General features: G+C 65.1%; 20 protein-coding genes and 1 tRNA gene. 15 read left to right on the top strand and 6 right to left on the bottom strand.

The window, feature by feature from the left end; translation table 11 throughout:
• The first annotated feature begins 4 nt into the window (after positions 1 to 4).
• Both H6718_16230 and H6718_16225 read left to right on the top strand, forming a co-directional pair.
• Positions 5 to 1,732: a hypothetical protein gene (locus tag H6718_16230; protein MCB9586947.1), complete on the top strand. Its 1,728-nt coding sequence runs from the start codon at positions 5 to 7 to the stop codon at positions 1,730 to 1,732.
• A 4-nt stretch (positions 1,733 to 1,736) separates the two neighbouring features.
• On the top strand, positions 1,737 to 7,031 hold the full coding sequence (locus H6718_16225; GenBank protein MCB9586946.1) for an AAA family ATPase: 5,295 nt from the start codon (positions 1,737 to 1,739) through the stop codon (positions 7,029 to 7,031).
• Between the two features lie 9 nt (positions 7,032 to 7,040).
• Here the strand turns inward: H6718_16225 and H6718_16220 are convergent, their stop codons facing one another.
• Positions 7,041 to 7,493, bottom strand: coding sequence for an SRPBCC family protein (locus tag H6718_16220; protein MCB9586945.1), 453 nt, complete (start codon positions 7,491 to 7,493; stop codon positions 7,041 to 7,043).
• A 97-nt stretch (positions 7,494 to 7,590) separates the two neighbouring features.
• Here H6718_16220 and H6718_16215 point away from each other — a divergent pair, with 97 nt between their 5' ends.
• The 3 genes from H6718_16215 (at position 7,591) to H6718_16205 (ending at position 9,074) form a co-directional block, all read left to right on the top strand.
• Entirely contained in the window at positions 7,591 to 7,935 is a 345-nt protein-coding gene (locus H6718_16215; protein MCB9586944.1) for a hypothetical protein, read from the top strand.
• Between the two features lie 231 nt (positions 7,936 to 8,166).
• Positions 8,167 to 8,646: an SRPBCC domain-containing protein gene (locus tag H6718_16210; protein ID MCB9586943.1), complete on the top strand. Its 480-nt coding sequence runs from the start codon at positions 8,167 to 8,169 to the stop codon at positions 8,644 to 8,646.
• Complete coding sequence (locus H6718_16205) at positions 8,646 to 9,074, top strand: helix-turn-helix transcriptional regulator (protein ID MCB9586942.1); 429 nt, start codon at positions 8,646 to 8,648, stop codon at positions 9,072 to 9,074. Before H6718_16210 ends, H6718_16205 begins: the two co-directional genes overlap by 1 nt.
• 46 nt (positions 9,075 to 9,120) lie before the next feature.
• Here the strand turns inward: H6718_16205 and H6718_16200 are convergent, their stop codons facing one another.
• Entirely contained in the window at positions 9,121 to 9,714 is a 594-nt protein-coding gene (locus tag H6718_16200; GenBank protein MCB9586941.1) for a hypothetical protein, read from the bottom strand.
• A gap of 121 nt (positions 9,715 to 9,835) precedes the next feature.
• Complete coding sequence (locus tag H6718_16195) at positions 9,836 to 10,276, bottom strand: hypothetical protein (GenBank protein MCB9586940.1); 441 nt, start codon at positions 10,274 to 10,276, stop codon at positions 9,836 to 9,838.
• Between the two features lie 508 nt (positions 10,277 to 10,784).
• On the opposite strand from H6718_16195, the gene H6718_16190 reads away from it, so the two are divergent.
• Positions 10,785 to 11,126: a hypothetical protein gene (locus H6718_16190; protein ID MCB9586939.1), complete on the top strand. Its 342-nt coding sequence runs from the start codon at positions 10,785 to 10,787 to the stop codon at positions 11,124 to 11,126.
• Positions 11,127 to 11,141: 15 nt separating this feature from the next.
• Here H6718_16190 and H6718_16185 read toward each other — a convergent pair whose 3' ends face one another.
• Positions 11,142 to 12,536, bottom strand: coding sequence for a sigma 54-dependent Fis family transcriptional regulator (locus H6718_16185; protein ID MCB9586938.1), 1,395 nt, complete (start codon positions 12,534 to 12,536; stop codon positions 11,142 to 11,144).
• A gap of 60 nt (positions 12,537 to 12,596) precedes the next feature.
• On the opposite strand from H6718_16185, the gene H6718_16180 reads away from it, so the two are divergent.
• The 7 genes from H6718_16180 to H6718_16150 all read left to right on the top strand — a co-directional run bounded on the left by H6718_16180 (position 12,597) and on the right by H6718_16150 (position 18,345).
• A complete protein-coding gene (locus tag H6718_16180) occupies positions 12,597 to 13,097 on the top strand; it encodes a hypothetical protein (GenBank protein ID MCB9586937.1) in 501 nt (166 codons plus the stop codon).
• Positions 13,094 to 13,975, top strand: a complete 882-nt coding sequence (locus tag H6718_16175; GenBank protein MCB9586936.1) for a peptidyl-prolyl cis-trans isomerase — start codon at positions 13,094 to 13,096, stop codon at positions 13,973 to 13,975. Before H6718_16180 ends, H6718_16175 begins: the two co-directional genes overlap by 4 nt.
• Positions 13,972 to 15,177 (top strand): HupE/UreJ family protein, encoded by a 1,206-nt coding sequence (locus H6718_16170; protein ID MCB9586935.1) that lies wholly within the window; start codon positions 13,972 to 13,974, stop codon positions 15,175 to 15,177. Before H6718_16175 ends, H6718_16170 begins: the two co-directional genes overlap by 4 nt.
• 167 nt (positions 15,178 to 15,344) lie before the next feature.
• A tRNA-Glu gene (locus tag H6718_16165) sits at positions 15,345 to 15,422 on the top strand.
• A gap of 314 nt (positions 15,423 to 15,736) precedes the next feature.
• Positions 15,737 to 16,345, top strand: a complete 609-nt coding sequence (locus H6718_16160) for a hypothetical protein (protein ID MCB9586934.1) — start codon at positions 15,737 to 15,739, stop codon at positions 16,343 to 16,345.
• An 11-nt stretch (positions 16,346 to 16,356) separates the two neighbouring features.
• The gene (locus H6718_16155) at positions 16,357 to 16,617 is read left to right on the top strand and encodes a hypothetical protein (protein MCB9586933.1); all 261 of its coding nucleotides are present in this window, start codon (positions 16,357 to 16,359) and stop codon (positions 16,615 to 16,617) included.
• A gap of 375 nt (positions 16,618 to 16,992) precedes the next feature.
• The gene (locus H6718_16150) at positions 16,993 to 18,345 is read left to right on the top strand and encodes a hypothetical protein (protein ID MCB9586932.1); all 1,353 of its coding nucleotides are present in this window, start codon (positions 16,993 to 16,995) and stop codon (positions 18,343 to 18,345) included.
• 20 nt (positions 18,346 to 18,365) lie between these two features.
• On the opposite strand, the gene H6718_16145 is transcribed toward H6718_16150, so the two are convergent.
• Together H6718_16145 and H6718_16140 are read right to left on the bottom strand one after the other, a co-directional pair.
• The gene (locus tag H6718_16145) at positions 18,366 to 18,782 is read right to left on the bottom strand and encodes a hypothetical protein (GenBank protein MCB9586931.1); all 417 of its coding nucleotides are present in this window, start codon (positions 18,780 to 18,782) and stop codon (positions 18,366 to 18,368) included.
• On the bottom strand, positions 18,776 to 20,347 hold the full coding sequence (locus H6718_16140; GenBank protein ID MCB9586930.1) for an aldehyde dehydrogenase family protein: 1,572 nt from the start codon (positions 20,345 to 20,347) through the stop codon (positions 18,776 to 18,778). The genes H6718_16145 and H6718_16140 overlap by 7 nt, the downstream gene beginning before the upstream one ends.
• 45 nt (positions 20,348 to 20,392) lie before the next feature.
• Between H6718_16140 and H6718_16135 the strand changes: the two genes are divergently transcribed.
• The gene (locus H6718_16135) at positions 20,393 to 22,303 is read left to right on the top strand and encodes a PD40 domain-containing protein (GenBank protein MCB9586929.1); all 1,911 of its coding nucleotides are present in this window, start codon (positions 20,393 to 20,395) and stop codon (positions 22,301 to 22,303) included.
• Complete coding sequence (locus tag H6718_16130; protein MCB9586928.1) at positions 22,300 to 24,258, top strand: glycoside hydrolase family 9 protein; 1,959 nt, start codon at positions 22,300 to 22,302, stop codon at positions 24,256 to 24,258. The genes H6718_16135 and H6718_16130 overlap by 4 nt, the downstream gene beginning before the upstream one ends.
• Positions 24,259 to 24,290 lie beyond the last annotated feature (32 nt).

Genomic DNA, 24,290 nt, shown 5'->3' with positions numbered 1-24,290 from the left:
CGTCATGCTACCTTCGCTGCCACAAGACGATCCGAACCCTAGAAAACGCACTCGTGAGCTGGAGCACGCCCGGGACAAGTACCAGTTCGACTACAGCTACAAGAACCTGGCGAACGCGAAGGAGGTCCCCCTCGTCGACAAGTCGGACCCACGTTACTGGGCCGGAGTGGGGGAGAAGACGCTGCAGGTCAAGGCCAACAAAGCTCTGTGGAAAGGCGAGGAGAAGGCGGGGGAGATCGCCGAGCGCTTCAAGCGGCTGTTCGACGGCTCGGAGCCGGACAACTTCGGCAAGCTGCGCTCTCAGCTCGAGCGGGAGGTTGTGGGTGACATCGACGGAGGGCGGCCGGAGGACCCTCAAGACTACGAAGAGATGTTCGTGAAGCTGCGCACCCCGCCCATAGCCCACAATTGGCGCAGCGATGAGATGTTCGCGTGGCAAGCGGTCGCTGGTTACAACCCCACGATGCTGACCCGGGTCAACGAGCGCCCGGCTCAGCTCGGGGTGACCGATGAACTGTACAGTCGTGCCACGAACGGGGCCGACAGCTATGAGAAGGCGCTCGCGGAAGGGCGTTGCTACACGACCGATTATCGGCTCTTCGCCGGCGTACCTGGCGGCGTCGTCGACGGCCAGCAGAAGTACCTGGTTGCGCCGATCGCGCTCTACGCCTGGCAGCCCGCTGCGGGCGGCGGGCGGGGCAAGCTGATGCCGATCGCGATTCAGTGCGGTCAGACTCCGGACTCGCCCATCTTCACGCCCCGCGATGGCGTGAGCTGGCAGATGGCGCGTACAGCGCTGATGGGCGCCGAGTCGAACCAGGGCGGCCTGATCGTGCATTTCGGCCTGTGTCACCTGGCGCTGGAGAGCGTCGTGCTCTCGGCCCGGCGACAGCTGGCAGAAGAGCACCCCGTACGGGTGCTCCTCGAGCCGCATTTTCAGTACACGCTGATCGCGAACGAGATCACGAAGACCACGCTCGTGAATCCCGGAGGAATCATCGATCGCCTGCAGTCGCCAACCTTGGATGACTCACTCGAGGTGTGTCTCAAGGGGCTGTCGGAGTTCAGGCTCAGCGAGTCCGCGCCACCTAAAGACTTCGCCCGCCGCGGGGTGGACGATCTGCAAGGGCTCCCGGAGTATCCATTCCGCGATGACTCGCTCCAGGTTTGGCCGGTGATGCGCGACTGGGTGGATAGCTACTTGCGGCTCTACTACAAGCAGGACGCCGACGTGCTCCGCGACGGCGAAGTGGCCGCGTTCGTGCGAGAGATGGGTGCCCAGGATGGCGGGCGCCTGCAAGGCCTCACGGCCCTGACCGGCGTGGACGACCTGATCGACCTAGTCGCCCAGATCATCTTCCGCGCGAGCTCCTACCACGCATCGATCAACTACCCCTTGTACGACTTCTGCTTCGCGCCAAGCGGGCCGACCTCCGTGTATGGTCCTGGTCCGTACGGAAACGCGTCCGATACAGAAGCTGCGCTGCGCCAGATGTTCCCGCCGGAGGATCTGGCTTATGAGTCCGTCGCGATCTACTGGCCGCTCACCGCCAAGCTGAATCGTCTCGGTCAGTACTCGCCGTTCGCCGATCCTGCGGTGGCGCCGCTCCTACAGACCTTGCAGTCCCGCTTGAGCGATGTGGACGCCCATATCCGCCAGGCAGACGCCTCACGGCCGCTATCTTACCTGTACTACGCTCCATCGGAAGCGACGCAGAGCATCCACGTTTGATCCAATGACGACCCACCGCACCCTTCAGCGACTTCGCGACGGCGCCGACTCGGTCGTGTTCCGCGGCGTCCGAGAGCCCGACGGCGAAGCGGTGGTGGTCAAGCAACTACGCAAACTCTACCCGTCGGCTGAGCAGATAGCCGCGCTGCAGCGGGAGCTCGACCTCACGAACCTCGCCGCCTCTGACGGCGTGGTGCGGGCGCTCGGCATCGAGCAAGAGGAGGGCGTGGTACGGCTGATCGTCGAGGACTTCGGCGCCAGTTCGCTGGCTTCTCAGATTGCGGACGCCCGACCCTCCCTGGCGGAGTGCCTGGAGATTGCGGTCGCGGTGACTCGGGCGCTGGCCGTGGTGCACGAACGCCAGATCGTCCACAAGGACATCAACCCGAGCAATATCGTGCGGAACCCCGAGACGGGGCAGGTCAAGCTGATCGACTTCGGGATCAGCAGCATGCTGCGTCGGGAGTCGGTGGAAGCCCAGACCACCAGCACCGTGCGGGGAACACCGGCGTATATGTCTCCCGAGCAAACCGGGCGCATGAACGTGGTGTTGGATTACCGCACGGATCTATATTCGCTTGGGATCACGCTGTATGAGCTGTTGACGGGCGAGTTGCCGTTTGCTGCGAGCGACACCCTCGAATACGTGCACGCGCACATCGCGAAGACCCCGCTCGCTCCCCACGAGGTGGACGCAGAGGTCCCGGAGCCGCTCTCCAGGGTCGTGATGCGGCTCTTGGAGAAGCGCGCCGATGATCGCTACCAGAGCGCCAGCGGTCTGTTGTTCGACCTCGAGCGGGCGAAAGCGATGCTCGAGGAGAGCGGGCACATTGGCGAGTTCGAGCTTGGAACCCGCGATCAGCACGAGCGCTTCGTCATCCCGCAGACGCTCTACGGTCGTCGACGGGAGACGGCGGCGTTGCTGGGGGCTTTCCAGCGGGTCGCGGCAGGCGCTACGGAAGCGCTGCTGGTCGCCGGCTATTCGGGGATTGGCAAGACCACCCTGGTCAACGAGGTTCAGCGCTCGATCCTCGAGTGCAAGGGCGTGTTCGGCAGCGGCAAGTGCGACCAATTCAAGCACGGCGTGCCTTACGACTCCCTCGCCCAAGCTTTCCGTGCGGTAGTAACGCAGATCCTGCGAGAGGACGAAGCGACTCGCTCGGCGTTCAAAGGCCAGATCCTCGAGGCGGTCGGCGCCAACGGCCGTGTGCTGACGGATCTGGTCCAAGAAGTCGAGACCCTGATCGGGCCTCAACCCGTGTTGGCTCAGGTGTCGTCCACCGAGGGTGAGAACCGGTTGCGGCGCACCATGCGCCACTTCGTGAGGGCGATTTCCGGCCCGAAGCACCCGCTGATCATGTTCTTGGACGACCTGCAGTGGGCGGATCTGCCGTCCTTGCGTTTGATCAAGTCACTGGCCAGCGACCGCGAGATCTCCCACGTCCTCTTCATCGGCGCCTACCGCGACAACGAGGTGAATGAAGCGCACCCGGTTACCCAGATCGTGCGCGAGATGCGTGAGGCCAGTGTGGTCGTCCGCGACATCCAGCTTGGCCCGTTGCGCCTGGATCACGTCGCCGCGCTGCTCGCTGACACCACTGGCCGAAGTTCAGAAGAAGTTGGCGAGTTCGCCGAGCTTTGCCTGGCGAAGACTCGAGGCAACCCGTTCTTCCTGAACCGCTTTCTGGAGTCGCTGCATCAGAATCGGTTGCTCTCGTATGACCCCGTCGGCGCACGCTGGACCTGGGATATCGAACAGCTCCAGGTGCTCGACGTAACGGAGAACGTCGTCGACTTCATGTGCAAGGCGATCGGCACGCTGGCGCCGGCGACGCGCGATGTGCTTCAGCTCGGGTCCGTGATTGGCAGCCGCTTCGCGCTGGGCACGCTGGTCAGCCTGCTCGGTCAAACTGCCCGTCAGGTGCAGAGCGCGCTTCGAGAGGCCCTCGACGAGGACCTGATTCGTCCAGAAGGCTCCGCGTACTGGGAAGCCAGTGACGGCGACGTGCCAAACTTCGAGTTCCGTTTCAGCCACGACCGCATCCAGCAGGCGGCTTACTCGCTGATCCCCGATCGGATCCGAAGGGAAACGCATCTGAAGCTGGGCTGGGCGTTACTCGACGGCCTCAGCGAAGAGGAGCTCGACTACCACCTGTTCGACATCGTCGAGCACTTCAACGAGGCGACGGAGCTGATCAAAGACACCGTCGCCCGAGATCGAGTCTCCCGACTCAACTACGCGGCTGGCCAGCGTGCGCTGCAGTCCGCTGCTTACGCTCATGGCTACACGTACTTCCGGCGTGCGGCCGCTTTGAGCGGCAAAGAAGCCTGGGAGCGCGACTATGCGTATGCCCTCGACGTGGGCGTGGAATCCGCGCGCGCCGCCTATCTAACAGGCGACTCCGACGCGATGGATCAAGCTGCCGACGAGGTCTTGAAGCATTCCCGCTCGCCTCTCGACAGCTTCCGGGCCCAAGAGGTCCGGGCGTTGTCGCTGGTCGGGCGGCAGAAGGCTATCGAGGCGTTGGAGCTCGCCCTCGAGACCCTGGCCACGCTGGGTCACACGCTGATCGCAGACCCGACCGCAGAAGACGTGGAGCGTGGCTTGGTGGCTACCCTCGGGCTGCTGAACAATCGCCCGAACGACGAGATCGCCGCGCTACCCGAGACACAGGATCCTGTCGGCCTCGCGATCATGCGCCTGGAGGTGGCGGTCAGCGCCGCCGCGTTCCTCGCGCGTCCGCGCCTCTTGGCGCTGCTCGCCTTCGACATGGTCGACATGTCCGTGCGGAAAGGCGTCGCGCGGCAGTCAGCCTACGGCTTTGGACTATTCGGGCTGTTCTTGTCAGCCATCAATCTCTGCGACATTGCCTATAAGCAGTCGGAGCTTGCGTTGCTGCTCCTGGATCGCTTCGGTGACCGTTCGCTGCGCCCTCGCCCCCACCACCTGATCTTCGGCTTCACCCGCATCTGGAATCTGCCGCTACGGGAGACGCTGGAGGACCAGCGTGAGGTCTACCTGCTCGGGATGGACAACGGCGACGTCGAATACGGCTGCTGGGGGATCCAGATCCACCTCGCGAGCGCGTTCTGGGCCGGTGTTGAGCTCGAACACCTGCGCAAGGAGTTCGCGACGTACGTCGGGGTGTGCTTCGAGCTGCAGCAGGACGCAGCCGCGCACGTGATGGTGCAGATCCGTCAGGCGATCGAGAACCTCACCGGGCGCGCAGCGGACCCTACGCGCTTGATCGGTCCGGACTTTCACGAAGATCAGGCCATCGAGGGCTATCAGGCGATCAACTACCGGAGCGGCGTCGCCGTCACCTACGCCATGGCAGCAAAGGTTCGCTTCCTGTTCGCGGACTACGCCGGGGCAGCGGAAGCGGCTGCACGTGGGCTCGAGCACGGGGACGCCGTGCCCGCGACCTTCATGCTCGTGGCGTGTCGCTTTTACGGCGCGCTGGCATCGCTACAGCTGTGTAGCAGCGTAAGCGACGAAGAGCGCGCCGCGCTGTTGGCTGGAGTCGACGAGCACCGCGCCATGCTGGAGCTCTGGAGCGGTTTCTGCGCGGCAAACCACGCGCACCGCGTTGCGCTGATCGACGCGGAACGCGCGCGGGTCGAAGGCGACCTCGTGAAGGCAATGGACAAGTACGACGAGGCGATCGAGCTGGCGCGCGCGGGCGCGTTCGTGCAGCACGAGGCGCTCGCCTGCGAGCTCTGCGGGCGCTTCTACTCCGAGCGCGGGCGTCGGGTAGTGGCCCGGGCGTACCTGATGGAAGCGCGCGCCGCGTATCAACGCTGGGGCGCCACTGCGAAGGTCGATTTCCTGGAGGCGGAGTATCCGGGCCTCAGCGCCGTGCGCAGCAGCGAGGTCACCACCGGCTCACTGACCTCGACGGTTGAAGTCTCGACCGATTCGGATCTTTCGCTCGATGTGCAGTCGCTGTTCAAGGCCACTGCGGCACTGGCGTCTGAAATGCGCATCGACGCGCTGCTCGAGCGCGTGCTCGCCGTCGCAATGCAGAACGCGGGAGCGACCCAGGGCTTCTTGATGTTGGCGCGGGACGGTGTGCTGCGGGTCGAGGTCGCTGAAGATGTGGACGGCGCCGTTCCCTGCCCACGGGGCACGCCGATTGACGACGTGGCCGCATTGCAAAGCAATGTGGTGCGGCAGGTGTTCGACGAAGGCGCGCCGCTGGTCGTGGAAGATGCGCGGCACGATCGCCGCTTCCAACACGCCGGGGAGCGCACACGCTCGGTGCTCTGCGTGCCCATCGCGTATCAAGGCAAGCGCGTCGGCGTGGTCTATCTCGAGAACAACTTGGTGCCTGGCGCCTTCACGCCCGAGCGCCTCATGGTGCTCGAGCTGCTCTCGACCCAGGCGGCGGTCGCCATCGAGAACGCCCGGCTCTACGACGAGACGCGGCGCATGGCTGCTTCCTTCGAGCGCTTCGTTCCCAAGGAGTTCCTCCCTCCGCTCGGGCGAGAGCGAGTGGTCGATTTGGTGCTGGGCGACGCTGCGACTCACCAGATCACCGCGATGTTCATCGACCTCCGTGGCTTCACCGCGCTCTTCGAGCGACTGGATCCGAAGGAGGGCTATCGCATGCTGATCGAATACTTCGGACGCATGAGCCCGATCATTCGTAAGCATCAAGGGATCGTGATCCAGTTCCTGGGGGACGGCATCATGGCGTCCTTCATGGGCGCCGCGGACGCCGCGGTCGACGCCGTGATCGAGATGGTGCGTTCCCTTGAGGAAATGAACCGGGAGCGGGATATCCCGGGTGTCGGTAGCCTGCAGCTCGGCGCTGGCTTGCACTCGGGTCAGGTCATGCTGGCCACGATCGGCTCCGAGGAGCGCCTTGATATCACCGCAGTGGGTGACACGGTGAATGCGACTGCACGCATCGAAGCGGCCACCAAGACGCTGGGCGCACCGGTGCTGATCTCGGAAGAGGTGATGTGGCGCATGCTCAATCCCTCGGCGTACGACCTACGGGAGCTCGGCAAGGTACGGGTCCACGGGCGTAAAGATCCTCTGGCGCTCGTGGAGGTCTTCGATTGCGATCCCGAGGCCCAGCGCAGCGCGAAGCGCCAGACACTGCCTGTCTTCGACAAGGCGTTGAGCGCGTATCGCGCGGGGCGCTACGCCGACGCCATCAGCGGCTTCGATGAGTGCATCGAGCGTTGCCCCACGGATCGCGTCGCAGCGGTGCTCCGAGATCGCGCCAAGCAGCGCTCTGAGGGGGTCAGCGCTGCCGCGCTGGCGAAGGGCGACGTCGAGTTCGTTTGACCTTCACGCCTAGGCTCCGCAGCTCCCCCGGCGCTCGGCCTCCAGTTTGACTGCAGTCAGACCGTTCTGCAGTGCGGTCTCCAGCGTTCGCCTGAGGCTTGCTCGGAACAACCGCGCAGGCAGCCCCTCCAGCGATTCTTCGACCTCCAGGGTCACGCCCTGCGCCGCCGGTCGCAGGCGCCACACATGCAACGCGCTCACGCCGAGGCTCTTCCCACGCCAGCTGATCTCACGGAGCGGCTCGACCTCGAGGAGCGTGGACGTGATCGTTCCAGGCCCCGCCTTCCAGCGAAACTCGGTGCCTACAGCGAGCGGTCCGAGCAGCTGCGCGCCGCTTACGTCTGGGTTCCAGCTTGGCCAGCCGTTCACGTCGCTAATCACCTCCCACACGACATCAGGCATCGCGTCTATCTGGATCGACGCCGCACCGGTCACCGGCGCTCCCGAGTTGATCTTGGTCATCAGGCGTGGAAAACAACCTGCGTGCTACGCACATTCCCCGTGTTCTCGGGTTGGGGGTGAGGGAGCGACTCGAGACACCACCGTAAGCGTCTAGACCATGGCCGAGATCGCGATTCAGCTCGACCCAGCCGCGCTGCCAAACCCTGACGCCGACCTGCGTTACGTGCTTCCCGGTCGCTTGGTGGAGCGCTGGCCGGAGCTGTTCAGCGAAGACGGCTACGACTACGGGGCAGCCTCCGAGCGCATGACGGTCTTCCTCACCACGCGGGATGCGGACGCTGCGGTGTCGCGGGTGCTCGAAGTGCTCCACGGTTCGCCCATCCTCGGAAACCCGCTGAGTGAGTGCGGCGTGATCGTTGCGGTCAGCGACGTGGATCATGCGGACGACGCGGAGAGCTACCGGGTGGTGTTTCCTCCCGGTGCGCGCTTCAGTCTCGAGTAGCTCGCCGGCGCCGCTGCGCGCGCTTCAGAGGGGTAAGCACAAGGTTCGCTCAGTTATTGCCGCGCGGAGACACTGGTGCGCCGAGGGCGTGTCAGGTGTCGTTCTCGATCGTGATACGGGGCTGTCAGTTGATTGGTCATGTGACGTCGGCATTGACAAGTGACCCGCGCCCGCGTACATAACTGAAGAGTTAATTAACCTTGAGGTTAAGGGAGGCAGGCGAGGGCGGTCATGAATCAGGCAATCGGCGAGAAAAAGTGGGCTTTGGACAGGGAAATCGTGATCACGCGGGTGTACGACGCGCCGCGGGAGCTGGTGTTCGAGGCGTGGACGAACCCCGAGCACATCGTGCGCTGGTTCGGGCCCAAAGGCTTCGAGCTGACGACCCATGAAATCGACATTCGGGTGGGGGGGCGCTGGCGATTCGACTTCGTCGCGCCGGACGGCACGCACTGGGGCAACCGCATGCTGTTCCTCGAGGTGCGGAAGCCGGAGCTCTTGGTGTTCGACCACGGCGCAGACAAGGACGATGACGAGGAGCTCTTCCGCGTCACCGTCACCTTCGACGAGCAGAGCAACGGAAAGACGGTCGTTACCCTGCGGCAGTTGCATCCAACGGCGGAGCTGCGCGCGCAGAAGATCGCATTCGGCGCCGTGGAGTACGGCTTCCAGACCCTCGACAAGCTGGCGGCACACCTCCTGGAGATGTGATGGCGACCGACGCACTGAGTACCACTTTCGCAGCGCTCGCAGACCCAACGCGGCGGGCCATCTTGGCGCGGCTCGCTGCGGGCTCCGCCACGGTGAAGGAGCTTTCCGAGCCGTTCAGCATGAGTGCACCGGCGATCTCCAAGCACCTGCGGGTGCTGGAGCGAGCCGGGCTGATCAGCCAGGGCAGGGAAGCCCAGTGGCGCCCGTGTCGCCTGGAGGCGGCGCCGCTGAAGCAAGTTGCGGACTGGACCGAGACTTACCGGCAGTTCTGGGAAGGCAGCTTCGATAGCTTGGGAGATTACCTCGCGGAACTACAAGCTCGCGCCGGGGCGGGCGAATCGCCAGCTCCCGAATCGGTCCCTCAGCCTGAGCGACGCCGCGGGGCGCGCCCGCCGACGCGAAGAACGGGTCACAAACCCAAGCCCTGAGGCGCTGAAGAGTTGAAGAAAGTGCCGAGGTGCGTGGGCGGAGGAACTACTCCCACGGGCCGATCGCGATCCACAGCACCTTTTCGTGTTCATCGAAGCGGAAGGTTGTCTCCACCGCCAGATCGCCCATCACGAACTCGTTGGGGTCGACCATGTCCTCGTCATCCGAGCCGAGCCCTTGGTACAGCCGTTCCACCTCGGCGCGAGGCGTGCCGATCCCAACACCCCGCGATGTCTCGAGCTTGCTCGGCGCGCGGATCCAAAGGCTGTGCACGCTGAGTGGCCCGTCGGGGGTGGTGCCTAGCATATCGATGACGACGCCTCGTGCTCGCCACTCCCAACGCACGACGAACTCGTCGCCGTCATCCTGTTCGCCTTCTTCTTCGCGAACGTCGGGCTCGCCCAGCTTGGCGAGCACCGCATCGGCGCTCGTTCCGAGGGACAATCCACCAACTGACTCAACCGTCCCCTCGGCGAGTTCCGGGGTGCCACTGGCGTGAGGGCTCAGTGGCGCGCGCGGAGGATCGACTTGAGCCGCGCTTGCATCCGTCGGTGGACGCGGTGCGGTAGGCGTGCGGGTTGCTGACGGAGCGCCACACGCGGCGAGCACGAGACCAGCTAGGATGTAGAAGGCACGCACGACTCATGACTGTGTGCGCGACAGGCGCTTTGCGCAACCGTCCTTCGGCCTAGGTCGACGCCTTTGCCGCGCGGTAGTGAACATTCGAGTCGCTGAACACAAACCGATGGGGCTGAGCGTACTACTCAGCCCACGCGCCGACTTCGATTGACTCCACCTTGGCGTCGCCGTCGAAGCGGAAGCGTGTGCCGCCGTACACGGTGCCGATCAAAAACTCGTTCGGCTGAGGGGCGATTCCATCGTCGCCCGCTTTCCAACCAAGCCCTTGATACGCTCGCTCGACGTCGGCACGCGACGCGCCGATCCCGATGCCCTTTGAGGTCTTGAGCTGGCTCGGTGCGCGGATGGAGAGCCCGCGCACGCTGAGCGGTCCGTCGGCGCTGGGGCTCGCCATCTCGAGCAGGATCCCCTGGGCTTGCCACTTCCAGCTCACCACGAACTCGCCTGATGCACCCTCTTCGACGCGCGCGGGGCGACTGTCGGGTTCGCCGAGCTTGGAGATCACGTCGTCAGAGGTCGTGCCTGACGAGAATCCGCCGATCGACTCCGATTTCGGGTCCACCGGCTCCCTCGCTTCGGTCGCGGAGGCGTTCCGCGGCACGCTTGCCGCGTCGCCGGGGGGCGCGGGTTCAGCGGTCGGTTGCGCCGGCACGCTCGCGGTGGCAGGAGCACAGGCGGATGGGGGCGGGCCACATGCGGCGAGCATGAGAGCTGATAGGAGGCCGAAGACGCGCATGCTCCGTGACTTAGCGTGCAGCAGTGGGTTCCGGCAACCGTCCTTTGACCGAGGTCACACGGCTTTTGCCGCACGGTATTGACGAGCGGATGCTGCCGACGGATCTCCACTCGATCCGTAGGTACGCTGCATGTCTGGTCAAAAGTCTGTGCGGCGGTCCCGACGCGACTCCACAGTCTGGGCGATCGCACCTGTAGCGATCCTGGGATTGGTGGTGGGTGTGTGCGTGTTTGGGGCGGTATGGTGGCTCGGCGTGGGAGAGCCGTCGTCGAGGCCAATAGGCTCCGATCAGGGGTGGTGTCCCGCTGTGTACATCCCGCCGCACGCTAGACTCGTGCTCCCGAAGGCCCTGCAGACCGTGGGCACCTACGAGGTGAGCGTGAATGCAGATGCGAAGTCGGAGCTGTGCACGGTGAGCATCAAGTCGATCGGAGCGTCAAAACGGCTAGGTGATGTGAAGACGGCCCCGTCCACCCAGGCTGCCACCAGCTGCAAGTTGATCCACGTCGTCGAGTTCGCAGACGACGGCAGCCTCGACTCGTTCTGGACCGAGGGCACGCCCAGGTCGATCCACGTCAGGGTAAGCCGCGACGGCGAGGTGTACGGCGACGGCACCGCCACGCCTGATTACACGGGAGACGAGTGCGGCGTCGTCCAGCCCGACGTTCGGCTGTAGCGAGCTGGCGAGGGCTCAGTCGTCTTGCTGTTCGCGCAGCTTCGCTCGCAAAAGCCGGAAGTAGCGCCGGGCGATGCCGGATGCCTCGGCTGCGCGCGCGACGTTGCCGCCGTGGAGTTCGAGCACGCGCTCCACGTAGCGCCGCTCGAACTCGTTGACGAGCTTTTGACGCGCACGGGGCAGCGGCAAATTCTCCCCGAGGATCCGCTCGATGGTGCTGTCTCCACCGACGCTACTCACGGGCGCCGCGACGTCGGTCGGCGCGGCCAGGGACTCACTGATGCGCACGTCGTCGACGGCGAGATCACCCAAGGCCACGCGACGCGCTACGGCGTTCTGTAGCTCGCGCACGTTGCCCGGCCAGCTGTACGCCTCGAGGCGCTCGAGGAAGCCGTCCGGGATGGGAGTGCCCGGATCCGAGATGCGCTTCCAGAAATGCCGCGCCAGGGTCGCGATGTCGCCTTTGCGGTGGCGGAGCGGCGGTAGCTCGATGCGCGTGACCGCCAAGCGGAAGAACAAGTCGTCACGGAAACGTCCCGCGGCGACTTCGTCGTCGAGGTTCCGGCGAGTTGCCGCGAGGATCCGCACGTCGACCTTGATGAAGCGATTGCCGCCGATGCGCCGCACCTCGGAGCGCTCCAGCACGCGCAAGAGCTTGGCCTGCAAGTCGATGTCCAGATCGCCGATTTCGTCGATCAACAGCGTGCCGCCGTGGGCCTCTTCAAACACGCCACGGCGCGTCTCGGTGGCGCCGGTGAAGCTGCCGCGCTCATGTCCAAACAGCGCGCTTTCAACTAGATTTGGCGGCACAGCGGTACAATCGAAGACCACGAAGGGCCCTGAAGCGCGCGGGCTCTGCTCGTGCAGGCTCTCTGCGAGCACCTCCTTGCCGGTGCCGGTTTCGCCTTCGATGATCACCGCCACGTCGGTCTGCGCCAGGCGCTTACACAGCGGGTACAGCTTGCGCATGGCCGCGCTGGCGCCCACCGTGCGGCCGAACTTCGTCGCCGTGGGGAGCGGCACGTCTTCGGCGGCGCGAGACAGCTCCACGAGGATCACCGTCGAGCCCAACTCGATGCGCTCTCCCCCCCGCAAATAAGCCTCACCGAGGGAGACGCCGTTGACCATGGTGCCGTTGAGGGACTGCAAATCCGTCACGCGTAGGCGCTCTCCTGCGGACTCACAGGCCAAGTGGCGGCGTGACACCTGGCGATCCGTCAGCTTGAACTCGCATGAGGGGCTCTGCCCCACCAACACGCGGGAAGGGAAGCTCGCGTCGATGACCAGCGCTTTGCCCTTGTCTGGGCCCTCCAGGACGTGAAGCGTGAAGCCCGCTTCCCGCGACGATGGCCGCGCCACTCGGCGCATCAGCAGCGTCTCGTCGCCTTCTTTGCCCTGCGCATCTGCCATTTTTCCGAGGGACTCTAGCAGCTTCGCTGGCAAGCTGTCTCTCCTCTCTTCGAACGGTCCATGAAGCGTAAACGCCTACTTTGGCTCCTGGGATTCGGCCTGTTGTTTGCGGCCGTGTTGCTGTGGAAGAGCCCCCAAGGTCGCCTCGAGAGCGATCTCGGTGAGTTGGCGAGTGCGCTCTCGTACACCTCCACCGAGGGATCCGCCGCGCGCGCCTCGCGCTTCCGCGGTGTGATGACGCGCTGGCTCGATGAGTCCACCCAGGTGCAGATCGCCGGCGGTGGCAGCTACGTTGGGGTCGACGCGAACCTGCAGGCTTTGGAGGGCCTGGCAGCGAGCCGACCGCAACTCTTCTTCGAGGTCGAGCGGGTGGAGGTGACGCTTCAAGGCGACCAAGCCAGCGCCGTCGGACTGCTCAATGTCTCCGCCACCCAGGTGGGCGATCTACATCGCGACCAGCGGCGCATCGACCTTGGACTGATCAAGCGCGGCGATGGGTGGAAGGTGCAGCGCTTGGTGATCGGGGAGGCGGATAACACCCAACCTTGGGAGCGGCCGTGAAGCTGAAATGGCCGAAGCAGCGACCTGCCTCCGCGGACGCGCCGGAGCCGCGAGTGCCGGCGCTCGAGCTGCGCTCGACATTGCTCTTGGTGGGCATGCTCGCCGGCATCGCGTCCATGGGGGTTGGCCTCGGCAAGACGCAACGCGCGTTGCCTCCGGGAATCGCGGCTGAAGTGGGTGAGCGGCAAATCCCCGAGAGCGAGGTGGACGCGACGCTGCAGAGCCTGCGTCAGGCGGGGTTCAGCCAGATCGACCGCAAGACGGTGCTCGACCGTCTGGTGGACGAAGAGCTGCTGCTGCAAGAAGCGCTGCGCCTCGACCTGCACCACACGGACGTGCGGCTGCGGGGCGCGCTGGTTCGGGACCTGATCGACGCGAGCAACGCCGCACCGGTGAAGGCGCCAACCCAGGCGGAGCTGCTCACGCACTACAGCGCGAATCCCGCGCGCTTTGCGCCTGCAGCGCAGCTCGAGCTCGAGACGGTGTTCTTTCGCGGTCCTTCGGCAGCGGACGACGCGGTGCTCGCCGTGGAGCTGTGGCGCGGTGGAACCGTGCCGCGCGGCAATGCGAAGGCCAGCCTGCCGCTGCCGAGCGGGTTGGTGCCCGTCGGAAAGTGGCGTGACTACCTGGGGCGCGACGTCAGCGACGCCCTGAGTGAGCTGCCCGAGGGCGGGATCTCAGAGGCATTCCGCTTGGATGACGCCTGGGGCGTGGCCAAGGTCAAGGCGCGTCGGGCGGAGCGTCCGCCAGCGTTCGCCGCGGTCGAGCCCCAGGTCCGCGCGGATTATCAGCGGCGCCAGAGCGAAGTGCGTTTGCGCCAGTTGGTCTCGCACTTGCGTGCCGTGCGTGCGGTGCGCGTCGCTCCGGAGCGGCATTGAGGCGCGCGCTCCAGCTAACGTGCCTGGCGGTGTGCGCCTGGCTCTGGGTGTTCTGTTGCAGCGGCGTGGCCTCGGCTCACGATCAGCGCGCCGGGTATGTGCGCGTCGTCCAGGCCAAGGGCAACGCGTTGAGCCTCGAGCTGTCGATCCCAACGACGCGACTCAAGGCGCGGGACAAGAGCATCTCCCCGCAGCGCTACCAGCGCTCCTTGATCGCCGACGTGACGGTGATGCGGGGGCCATGGCCTTGCCGTGTGGATCCTGAGAGCTTCAGCGAGCCGCGGGCCGAGCCCGGTTGGTATCGGCTCAGAGTGCGGCTTTTGTGCCCGGGCAGCGGCAACTACTCTCTCGAGTCGCAGCTCGGCGGTCCCGGCAGCCTGCTGTTCGCCCGGGGGGAGGGCCCGGAGCTGGTCGCCGTGGGCTTTGGCACGAAGCGCCCGCTGCCGTGGCTGACCGCCCAGGGCAAGCCGCCAGAGCCGTCGCTTGCCTCGTGGCTTTTCTTGGGGGTGAGGCACATCTGGGCTGGCGCGGACCACCTCACGTTTCTGGTCCTGCTGCTGCTCTGCAGCGCGCGCCTCAGAGACCTTGCAAAGACCGTGACCGGTTTCACCCTCGGGCACAGCCTCACGCTGATCGCCGCGAGTCGCGGTTGGATCCATGTGGAAACATCCATCGTCGAGACGCTGATCGCGTTTTCGATCCTGCTCTTGGCAACCGAGCTGATCAGCGTCCCGCTGCCGTCTGCCTCCTCAGTCAACCGGGAGCAGCAGCTCGGCGCCCTGTTGAAGGAGCCGCCGGCGTTGCTGCTGGTGTTTGGGCTCGGCTTGCTCGTGCTGGTCAGCGCCTTCGCGGGCTATCCGGCGACGCTCAGCCTCGGCGGCGCCTGGCTCTTCAGCGTGTGCTACCTGGCGCGCCGCGAGCGGGCGAAGGGCTCTGGCGTGTGGCTCAGCAGCGCCTTCGGGTTGATTCATGGGCTGGGGTTTGCGGCGGCGCTGGGGGAGGGCGTGGCGGACCCTGGCGACCTCAGCTGGCGCGCGCTGTTTGGCTTCAACCTTGGGGTCGAGCTCGGGCAGATCCTCGTGATGCTGCCTCTGTGGGCGCTAGTCAGCCGTCTGCGCGCTCAGCGGCCCTGGATCGCCGTGCTGAGCGCAGCGGCGGCGACGGCGCTTGCTACGCGCTGGCTCTTCGAGCGCCTCGGCTGACGCAAAGCAAGGGAAAAGCCTCCCTGATAAGGCCGCCGCGCGAACCGGACAGATGAGCAGCATCTTTGGCTTGTCAGCAGGTGAGATTGGGCTATAAAGCCCGCCCTCAGCCGGCTTTGTGCCTTGGAATCGCGACCTTGCGTCGCTTACCAAGCCAGCGCCTTCAAGTCCCTATCGTCTAGCCAGGTCCAGGACACGGCCCTTTCAAGGCTGTAACACGGGTTCGAATCCCGTTGGGGACGCCAACAACCCCGCGACGCTGCTCTGACCAAGCCCCGAGCGTCGCGACGAACGGCTGTGCTCGAACCTGCACTCAGTCTCGCGGCCCAATGCCTGGCTTCGGGTCAGATTGGGTAGAACGCACCACACGACGCGGAGCGTCCGCCGTTTCCGTGTGGTGATCATCGGGAAGCCAGGGCCTTGGTTCCGGGCCTATGGCCTCGGTTGCCAGAGGCGGGGCCTGGCCAAGACGGGACCGTGAGGAATCGCATCTGTGCGTCCTCTACACCGACGGAAGCGACTTGCGCATGCTACACTGCGGCGCGGTATGGATCGGGAAGTGAAAGAGCGAATTGCAGCAAACCTCCGAGCCAATATCGCCCGCGTGAGGAGCTTGGTAGGGGCGTACGACACCCTCAACACGCCGGGTGCCGGCCGTCCCTCGGTTCAACAGGTCGACGTACTGAGGGCGGCGGTGGTGCTGCTGCATGCGACCCTGGAAGACGTGATCCGGACCAGCTCGGAGGAGATTCTGCCTGCGGCAAGCGAGGAAGTGTTGAACGAGATCGGTTTTCCTGATGGCCAAGACAAGACGAAGCCGAAGTTTACATTGGGGGAGCTTCACCCGTTCAGAGGGCGATCCGTCGACGATCTGATACGGGAGGCCGTACGCGCCCGGCTCCAGCGGTCGAACTACAACAGCGTCACCGAGGTCGCCGCGGCTCTGAACCGCATCGGGCTCAAGCCCACGGTCCTCGACCCAGACCAGGACGAGATGGAGTCGTTGATGAAGCGGCGGCATCTCATCGTTCATCGTGCGGACAAGAACCCGCTCCCGCGGCGTGGAAGGGGCGTCCCACTCACCGTCCATTTGCCCAAGCTAACCGTCGAGACCTGGGTCGACATGGTCGAAGGTGTGGGCGGGAGGATCGTGGGTGCGCTACCCTAGGACCTGAGAGAATGGCAGACCTGAGCGAAAAGATTACGGCCGCGCTTCGTGACCTCGAGCTAGAGGCTCCCCAGATAGACGTTCACGGTATTGATCGATCGATCATCGCCACGGTCGTGTCCGGGTCCTTCTCGGGCATGGATGAGGCTGAGCGGCAGAAGATGGTCTGGCATGCGCTGCGCCAGAGCCTCAACGATCAGGAACGACTTGCAGTCGAGTTCGTGTTCACGGTTGCCCCCGACGAAGAGGAATCCGTCGAGGAGGCGGTTTAACAAGCCACGTCCCCAGCCACCTCGCCACCGCGGTTCGAAACTCGTCCAGGAAGGAGGCCAACAACCCCGCGACGCTGCTCTGACCAAGCCCGGAGCGTCGCGACGAACGGCTATTCGCTCGCGACGCTAGTCGTCGTCGGGAATGAGTTCGCCCGCTAGCAACATCGCGATCTCCGCCTGCACATCCTCGTCGGGTTCTTCAATCAGCGCCGTGCGCAGACGCCCCTCTGCGTCGCTCGGCCAGTTGTTGATTCCCCACGGTGACAGCGCCCGGAGCTCTGGATGGTTGTCGCGTTCAAGCTTTGATCACGCTCCGCTCAAGAATCTGACGTGAGCCTTGTGCACTCTCATCGCCAGTTCATGAGAGGAGAGCCGATGCCCGCGAGTGACTACCCGTTTCGATTCTACGGACACAAACCATCGGACTGGACGGAGGGAGGGAACGCTGGGCATTGCTTCACGCTCTGTTTCTCCCGTGCTCCGACGGATGACGAACTACTGCGGATCGCTGCAGCCTACGAGTTCGCGCTGTCGAGCGGCAGTGCGGAGCCCTCAGACAAGCCATGGCAGTGGTCGGATCGCTTCGCGATGTTCGATGTGGGCGAGCGTGGAAACAGCTACGCCCGGGTGCCGCACTTCATGGGCCCGGTGACGCGGTTCGCGCTCGCTGCGCATGAGATCGTTCCCCTCGAGGAGGTTGCGTTTCACGGAGTGATGGGGATCGCTTCCGACGACGCCTGGACGCGCTGGTCGAAGGCTCAGGGCGCGCCCTCACCCAAACCCGCGTTCCAGCTATCGACCCACTGGGCTTCGAGTGTCGAGTCCAGCTTGCCGGTTCCCGCCGCGAATCCCGTCTTCGAGCAAGGCCGTGTCGACGGGCGCGTTGCCATGGCAGACGATGCGCTGCGGAAGATCCTCGAGACGGAACGCAAGCGAGGCACGGTGGGGCTGGCCCCATTTGCCAAGGAGCTGAACGAGCCCGAGGTCTCTTGGCCCGCAGAGGTACTCGCGAAGCTTCAGCTCGCTGAGGCGACGGACGACGGAAAGGCCGAAGTAGTAGCTCGCATCGTTGAGCGTCCAGTTGGATTCTTGCCGAAGAGCTACGCGGCGGAGCGAGTGTTTTGGCTCAGCGAGGAGGGGGAGCGGTGCGACGCCAAGCTTCCATACTTTCGGCAGAGGTCGCTCAAAGCAGATCCTCAGGGAAAGCGCCTCCTTGCGGCAAGCACCGGTCGCTACGGAGGCGAAGCCTATTGCCTCGACCTCGAGAGTGGCGAACACACCAGCTGGTACCGGGATCCACCTTACTACTACGGCAAGGGGAACCTCGAGCTGCACGACGTTGCGTGGCTGGAGGGAGGCCGCTCCTTCGCGGTGGCTCTCGATAAATCACTGCGGATCTTCGAAGCGGCGCCGACGGATCCACTGAACCCCGTGGAAGTGGCGAACCAGAAGGTCCGGGTCACACGCTTGCAGAGCGCCCGAAATGGTTCCGTACTGATTGCGTGTGGGGAGAAGGATGTCTGCGTGTTTGCTCTGGATAGGAAGCGCAAGCTGAAGAAGCTGGCGAAGTGGAAGCTCGAGGCGTGGGGCGCCCGGGAGCTCGAAGACGGACGGGTCATCTTTAGGCATCGCTACAAGGGTCCCTGGTACGAAGTCACCGACCTGGACACGGCGCTGGCTGAGCTCAACCCTGCGCCGAAGCGCAAGGCGAAGGAGCGCGCGGTATGATGGGATGAGCCGACGGCCGCTCAACACCCTAGCAAGCGATGTGCCCACACGAGTGGTAGTGTGAGAGTCGCTTCACCAAGAATCGCGGCCAGCTTTTCGGCGATCAGCCCATGTAGTGCCTTGGGGAAATGCACCAGGAAGCCCGACGTCTCCAGCGTAGCCGCCGCCTGCTCATCGAGCTCAATCTCGAGTGAGTCGCCGACTAACCGCCAAGCCTTCACGCCGCCATAGCAAACAGGCGCCCCATTCCGTACACAGGCAGTAGTGTCCATCGCGAGCGCAACGTCTTGTTCGTCGTACTCAGAAGCCTTCTGCAGCTCGAGCCGCAGGCCGTCGGCTTCAGTCTCCGCGAGCACTAGCACCTCACCGTTGATCCCGTCTTGCGCTTGCTTCAGCTCGATGTGCCCAACAGCGGTAGCGGTGAAGCGCGTCACCACGCTGGCGGCCGTAAATGCAGCGCCTTCGGTCTCAGAAAGGCTTCGATACCGTAAGTCGATAGCGTGCAGCCGATGCCGGAGCCGCGGCGTCCGGTCCACGGCAGGCGCGGGCTGACGCGGTCGCAGCAGTTGAAGTAGCCGGTGCCGGCGTCCACTTCCTCGAGGATCTTGAGGGCGCGGGCTTCGTCCTTGGAGTAGACACTGGCGGTGAGGCCGTACGTCGTGTCGTTCATCAGCTGGACGGCCTCCGCATCGTCTTTGACGGCGCGTACGCCGATGATCGGGCCGAAGCTCTCTGCCTGCATGATCAAGGAGTCCTGCGGCGCGTCGGCGACGATGGTGGGCTGGTAGTAGTGTCCGGCTCGTGGGGCGCGCTCTCCCCCCAATAAAATCCGTGCGCCGCGCTGCTTGGCCTCGTCCACCTGCTTCTGGAGATCGCTGATGGCGGCTGAACGGCGGGCGAGGGGGCCGATGAAGGTGTCGCGCTCTTCGGGATCGCCGAGCTTGAGCTTTTGCGTGGCGGCTACGAACGCTTCGAGGAAGCCTTCGTAGCGGCTCGCGTGGACGTAGATGCGCTCCACGGCGCAGCAGCTCTGCCCAGTGTTGTAGAACGCGCCTTCGGCCATGTTCTCCGCGGCGTGCCCGAGGTCGATGTCGTCGGCGAGGTAGACCGGATCCTTACCGCCGAGCTCCAGCGCGAACTTGATCATGCGCGGGGCGAGGGCGCTGGCGATGCGGGCGCCCGTGGCGTTCGAGCCCGTGAAGAACATCGCGCCGAGGGGCTGATCGAGCAGCGCCTGGCCCACGCTGGGGCCACCAACCAGCACCTGAAAGACGTCCTTCGGGATCCCCGATTCGTGGAGCAAGCGGCCTAGGTACTCGCCGGTCATGCTCGCGAGCTCCGAAGGCTTGTAGAGCACCGCGTTGCCCGTCAGGAGCGCCGGCAAGAAGACGTTGCCGCCGACGAAGTAAGGATAATTCCAGGCAGAAATATTTCCGATCACCCCCAACGGCTCATGACGGATGCGTTCGGCGGTGCCGCCCTGATCCGCGCTGAGCAGCTGCTCGTCGCGAAGCTCGGCTTCGGTGCGCTCCAGGAAGAAACTGATGCGACCCTGCAGCGCCTTCACCTCGCCCTCGGCCTGAGCGATAGGCTTACCCATCTCCCGCGTCGTGGTGAGCGCGAGCGCCGAAGTCTCCTCGTCCAACAGCGCGGCGAAGCGCGCGATGCAAATCGCCCGCTCGGGGTAAGGTGTCGCCTGCCAGCTCTTCTGCGCGGCCTGAGCGCGCGCAAAGGCGGCTGCGACTTGGCCCGATTCTGGCTCTGGCAGCTGGGTGATGAGCTCGTCGGTGGCAGGATTGATGACGTCGATCACGGTCAGGCATCGTAGTCGTGGCCGGGGCGGCGTCCAGTGGCTGCTTTCTGACGGTGTCAGGGCGGTTACGGAGCGCCGCGAGACGTGTGGATCGGCGCGATCCTTGGGATCGAGCGCCGCCGGATCTGCCGCCTCCGAGCGCCGCGAAACAAGCCAAAACGAACATCTCAAGGGACGGGAAACCGCCATCGGGCGTTGTTTCCGCCTGGTAGCTTGCTTCGTGATGGAGGCGCGATGAAGCAGCGAACGACACGGCTGACGCGCTGGCTGGACGCCGCGCTGTGGAGCGCCTGCGCCGTGGGTGCGGGGACGGCTCTGGGCTTCGCGGGCGGCTGCAGTGCAGGGGGCGACGCGAACACGGTTCAGTCCGGCGGCTCCGGGCAAGGCGGCAGCGCTGCTAACGGCGGCAGCGGCGGCTCGGACTTTGGCGGGTTTGGGGGGAGCGGAGGCAGCGGCGGCAGCATCGAACCGATTGGACCCGCCTTCGAGTACGAGGATCCGGGAGCGACCGGCGCCTACAAGGACCCGTCGCTGCCCGACGACATCCGCGACCGTTTCTCTGGGGCAACGACTGGGGACGGCGCAGCTTCGCTAGTGTACCCCCTCGCGGAGTCCATGCACCCGATGAACCTCGGGCAGATCGCGTTTCATTTCAGCCAAGGCAGCGCGCAGAACACGGTGTTCCGCATCGATGTCTTGAGCGGCGACGCGGAGTACCACTTCTACGTGCCGTGCAGCGACGCGCAGTGCGTGATCGATCTGCCGCGCAACGAGTGGCTCACCCTCGGACAACGCTTCGCGGGGCGACCCTTCACGGTGCGCCTGCTTGGTAGCGACGGACAGAGTGGTCCGAGCGCAGGCGGCGTGATCACCGAGTCAGCGCAGACCACCCTCGAGTTTTCACCGGGGCCGGTCGCCGGTGCGCTCTACTACTGGGCGTCGAAGAACCGCAGCATCAAGCGGGCCACCTTCGGCTCCCACGAGGCGGTGGACTACATCATCCCGAACTCCGCCACCAACGACTACGCCTGCGTGGCGTGTCACAGCGTGAGCCGCGATGGCAAGACCATCGCCTTCGCCGTGGCGCCCGAGCAGGGTGAAGACATCGCGGCCATCCAAACAGCGCCCACCGACGATCCGACGACCCCTTACGTCAGACCCCCCGAAGGCCCAACGCCGTTCCCAACCGGCGAGTTCAGTGGTGGAAACACCCAAGGCCCAACGAACTACTTCGGGCACAACGTGGCTTTGTCTCCCGACGGAAGCATGGCTGCGATCAACGGCGTGGATGTCAGTGGATGGCCGCCCTATTTCGAGCTGCGAGAGACCCAAACCGGCACCACGATCCAGCGCTGGGACCTGGGTGATCCGCTGTTCGGCGCGGAAAAGCTGCCTATTTTGCCGGAGTGGAGCCCAGACGGCAGCGCCATCGCCGTCACCTTGGCGGACGCCACCGGGGACACGGATCAGTTCGGCTGCGTGTGGACCAGCGACACCTGTCGCTCGGGGATCGCGATCCTCGGCTTCAGTGGCGGTGTGTTGTCAGCGCCCAAGATCTTGGTGCCGCAGTCGGGCAACGACTTCCACTACTACCCAACGTGGTCTCCCGACGGAAAGTGGCTCGCGTTCATGTCTGCTACTCGCGGCAGCAACGACTTCGAGACGACCTCCGAGGCCACGCCCAATGGGTTGATCCGCATGGTAAGGACCTCCGGCGGTCCTTACACCTGCCCAGGCAGCGACTGCATCGAGCTTACTCGGGGCACGCTGTATTCGCCGAGCGAGGCGGCTTCGGGGCTTGGCAAGAAGAGCTCCTGGCCCAAGTTCGCGCCCTTCTCTCAAGCCGGCGATCAGCTGTTCTTCATCTCCTTCAACACCCGGGCGGACTACGGCTTCCTCGCCGCCGACCAGACGCAGCTCTGGATGTTCGCGGTGGACGTCTCCAAGGTGGGTAGCGGCGATCCGTCGTATCCGCCCTTTTGGCTGCCGTACCAGGATTTCGAAGACGGCAGCCTGACGGCCTACTGGACGGAGACCCTGCCCTGCCAGGCGGATCCTCAAGGCGGCTGCGCTGGCTGTGTGGGGAGCGAGACCTGTGTGATCCGTGCGGATAATACCTGCCACTGCGAAACGGTGCCCCGATGAAGCTTCGACGGATTTCCAGGGTTTTGGGGTTAGGCACGCTGCTCATCGGCTCGTGCTGCGCCACAGCGAGCTGTCGTCTGGGTCAGCCAGCCCAAGGCAGCGACTCCGTGGCTGACGGCAGCGGCGACAGTGTGATCGTCGGCCAGGCGCCAGGCGCTACCAAACAGACCCCCGTGGCGGCTCCAGCCATGCCTGGGAAAAACGTGCCGGCGATCAAGGTGGACACCGTCGGTTACCCCCCGGAGTGGACCAAAGTCGCGGTGTTCAACGTCGAGCCTCAAGAGCCCCGGGTGGTCAACGCAGCCGGGGAGACGGCGTATGCGATCCCCGCGGCAAAGGTCAGCGCGCGCGGTATCGATGCGGCCAGTAAGGACCCGGTCTGGCAAGTCGACTTCAGCGAGTTCAAGACGCCGGGCAAGTACACGCTGCGAGACAAGAGCGGCGCTCAGAGCTTTCCCTTCGAAATCGCAAGCGACGTCTATCACAAGTCGCTGATCGCCGGGCTCAAGCACTTCTACTTCCAGCGCTGCCGCACCGCCCTGAAAGCGCCCTTCGCCGAGTGGGAAGGCACCAGCTACACCCGGGAGACGGCGTGTCATACCCACGCGGATACGGCGTGGGACTACAACGACTACCCAGCGAAGAAGCATCACTGGAAGGTGGAAGGCGGCTGGCACGACGCTGGGAACTTCGAGATGTACGTGCCCTCGACGGCGCCCACCGCCGAGGCGCTCTTGATGGCCTACGACGCGCACCCGGATCAGTTTGCGGACAAGGCGCAGAACATCCCCGAGAGCGGTGATGGGATCCCCGACATCTTGGATGAAGCGCGCTACGGGCTGAGCTGGGTGCTGAGCGTGCAAGATCCGAGCGGCGCCTTCCGGCACCGGGAGGCGGTGTTCGACTGGTCCGAGGCCGGGCCCGCTGACAAGGAGAAGAAGCCGCGCTGGATCGGCGGGGTCGGTAGCGCGAGCACCGCCAAGGGAGCAGCCGTGCTGGCGCTGGCGTCCCGCGTCTTTCAGCGCTGGGATCCCGCCTTCGCGAAGCGCGCAGAAGCGGCGTCCCGCCGCGCCTGGGCCTGGCTCGAGCAGCACCCGGAGCGGGTGATGGTGGACAACAAGGGCAGCGAGCAACCGCTGTGGGACGACGGGCCTGAGTTCAAGACCGACCACGGTGCGCGTTTCCTCGCGGCTGCCGAAGTGTGGCGCAACCTACGGGTGCCGAAGGCGCTGGATCAAGTGAAGCACTGGCTCAAGGTGTCCACCGAGGCGAAGGCGGACGAGCTGTTCGACGGCGCCTGGGGCAACCTGAGCCGCTGGGCACTGATCACGCTAGCCAAGGACGACAAGACCCCGAGCGATGTGCGTGATGAAGCCAAGAAGCGCTTGCTGGCTGCTGCCCAGGCGCTCCGCGCTCGCGTGGAGACGAAAGACGGGTACCGCTGCGCGACGGGACTCGATGGCTACTACTGGGGTCACAACTCGAACCTGCTCGAGAAGGCCCACGTGCTGCACGAAGTGAGTCAGCTATTCCCCGAGGCAACGTGGGCCAGGCAAGCGGCTCGGGATCAATGGCACTGGGTGCTCGGTCGTAACCCCAACGCCTACTCGATGGTGACGCGAGTCGGGAAGGGCCCCGAGCGCATGTATCACGTGGAGTGGGGAACCCAGAAGCAGCCTCCCCCAGGCTACCTGATCGGCGGCCCCAACGCGATGGAGATGAAGGTGCTGGCTCCCAACGCACCGGCGAAAACCATCCTTTGGGAGAACCCGAAGCCGCTGCGGTCAGGGCTGCCGGCAGGCACGCTGTGGCACGCAGAGCAGAGCGACCTCTGGGATGGTGGCTTCGAGGCCGAGGGCGAGTGGGGCAACGGCTGGTGGTCCGTCACCGAGCCCGACATCTACTACAACGCGAACCTGGTGCTCGTAGCGAGCGCGATGCAAGCGCCGCGCTGAAGCGAACCGCCGAACCCAAGCAAGCGAGAACA

The organism is Polyangiaceae bacterium (assembly GCA_020633205.1).
In the GTDB taxonomy this organism is placed as follows: domain Bacteria; phylum Myxococcota_A; class Polyangia; order Polyangiales; family Polyangiaceae; genus JAHBVY01.
The sequence above is the reverse complement of the archived record's forward strand: the minus strand, read 5'-3'. Positions and strand labels throughout refer to the sequence as shown.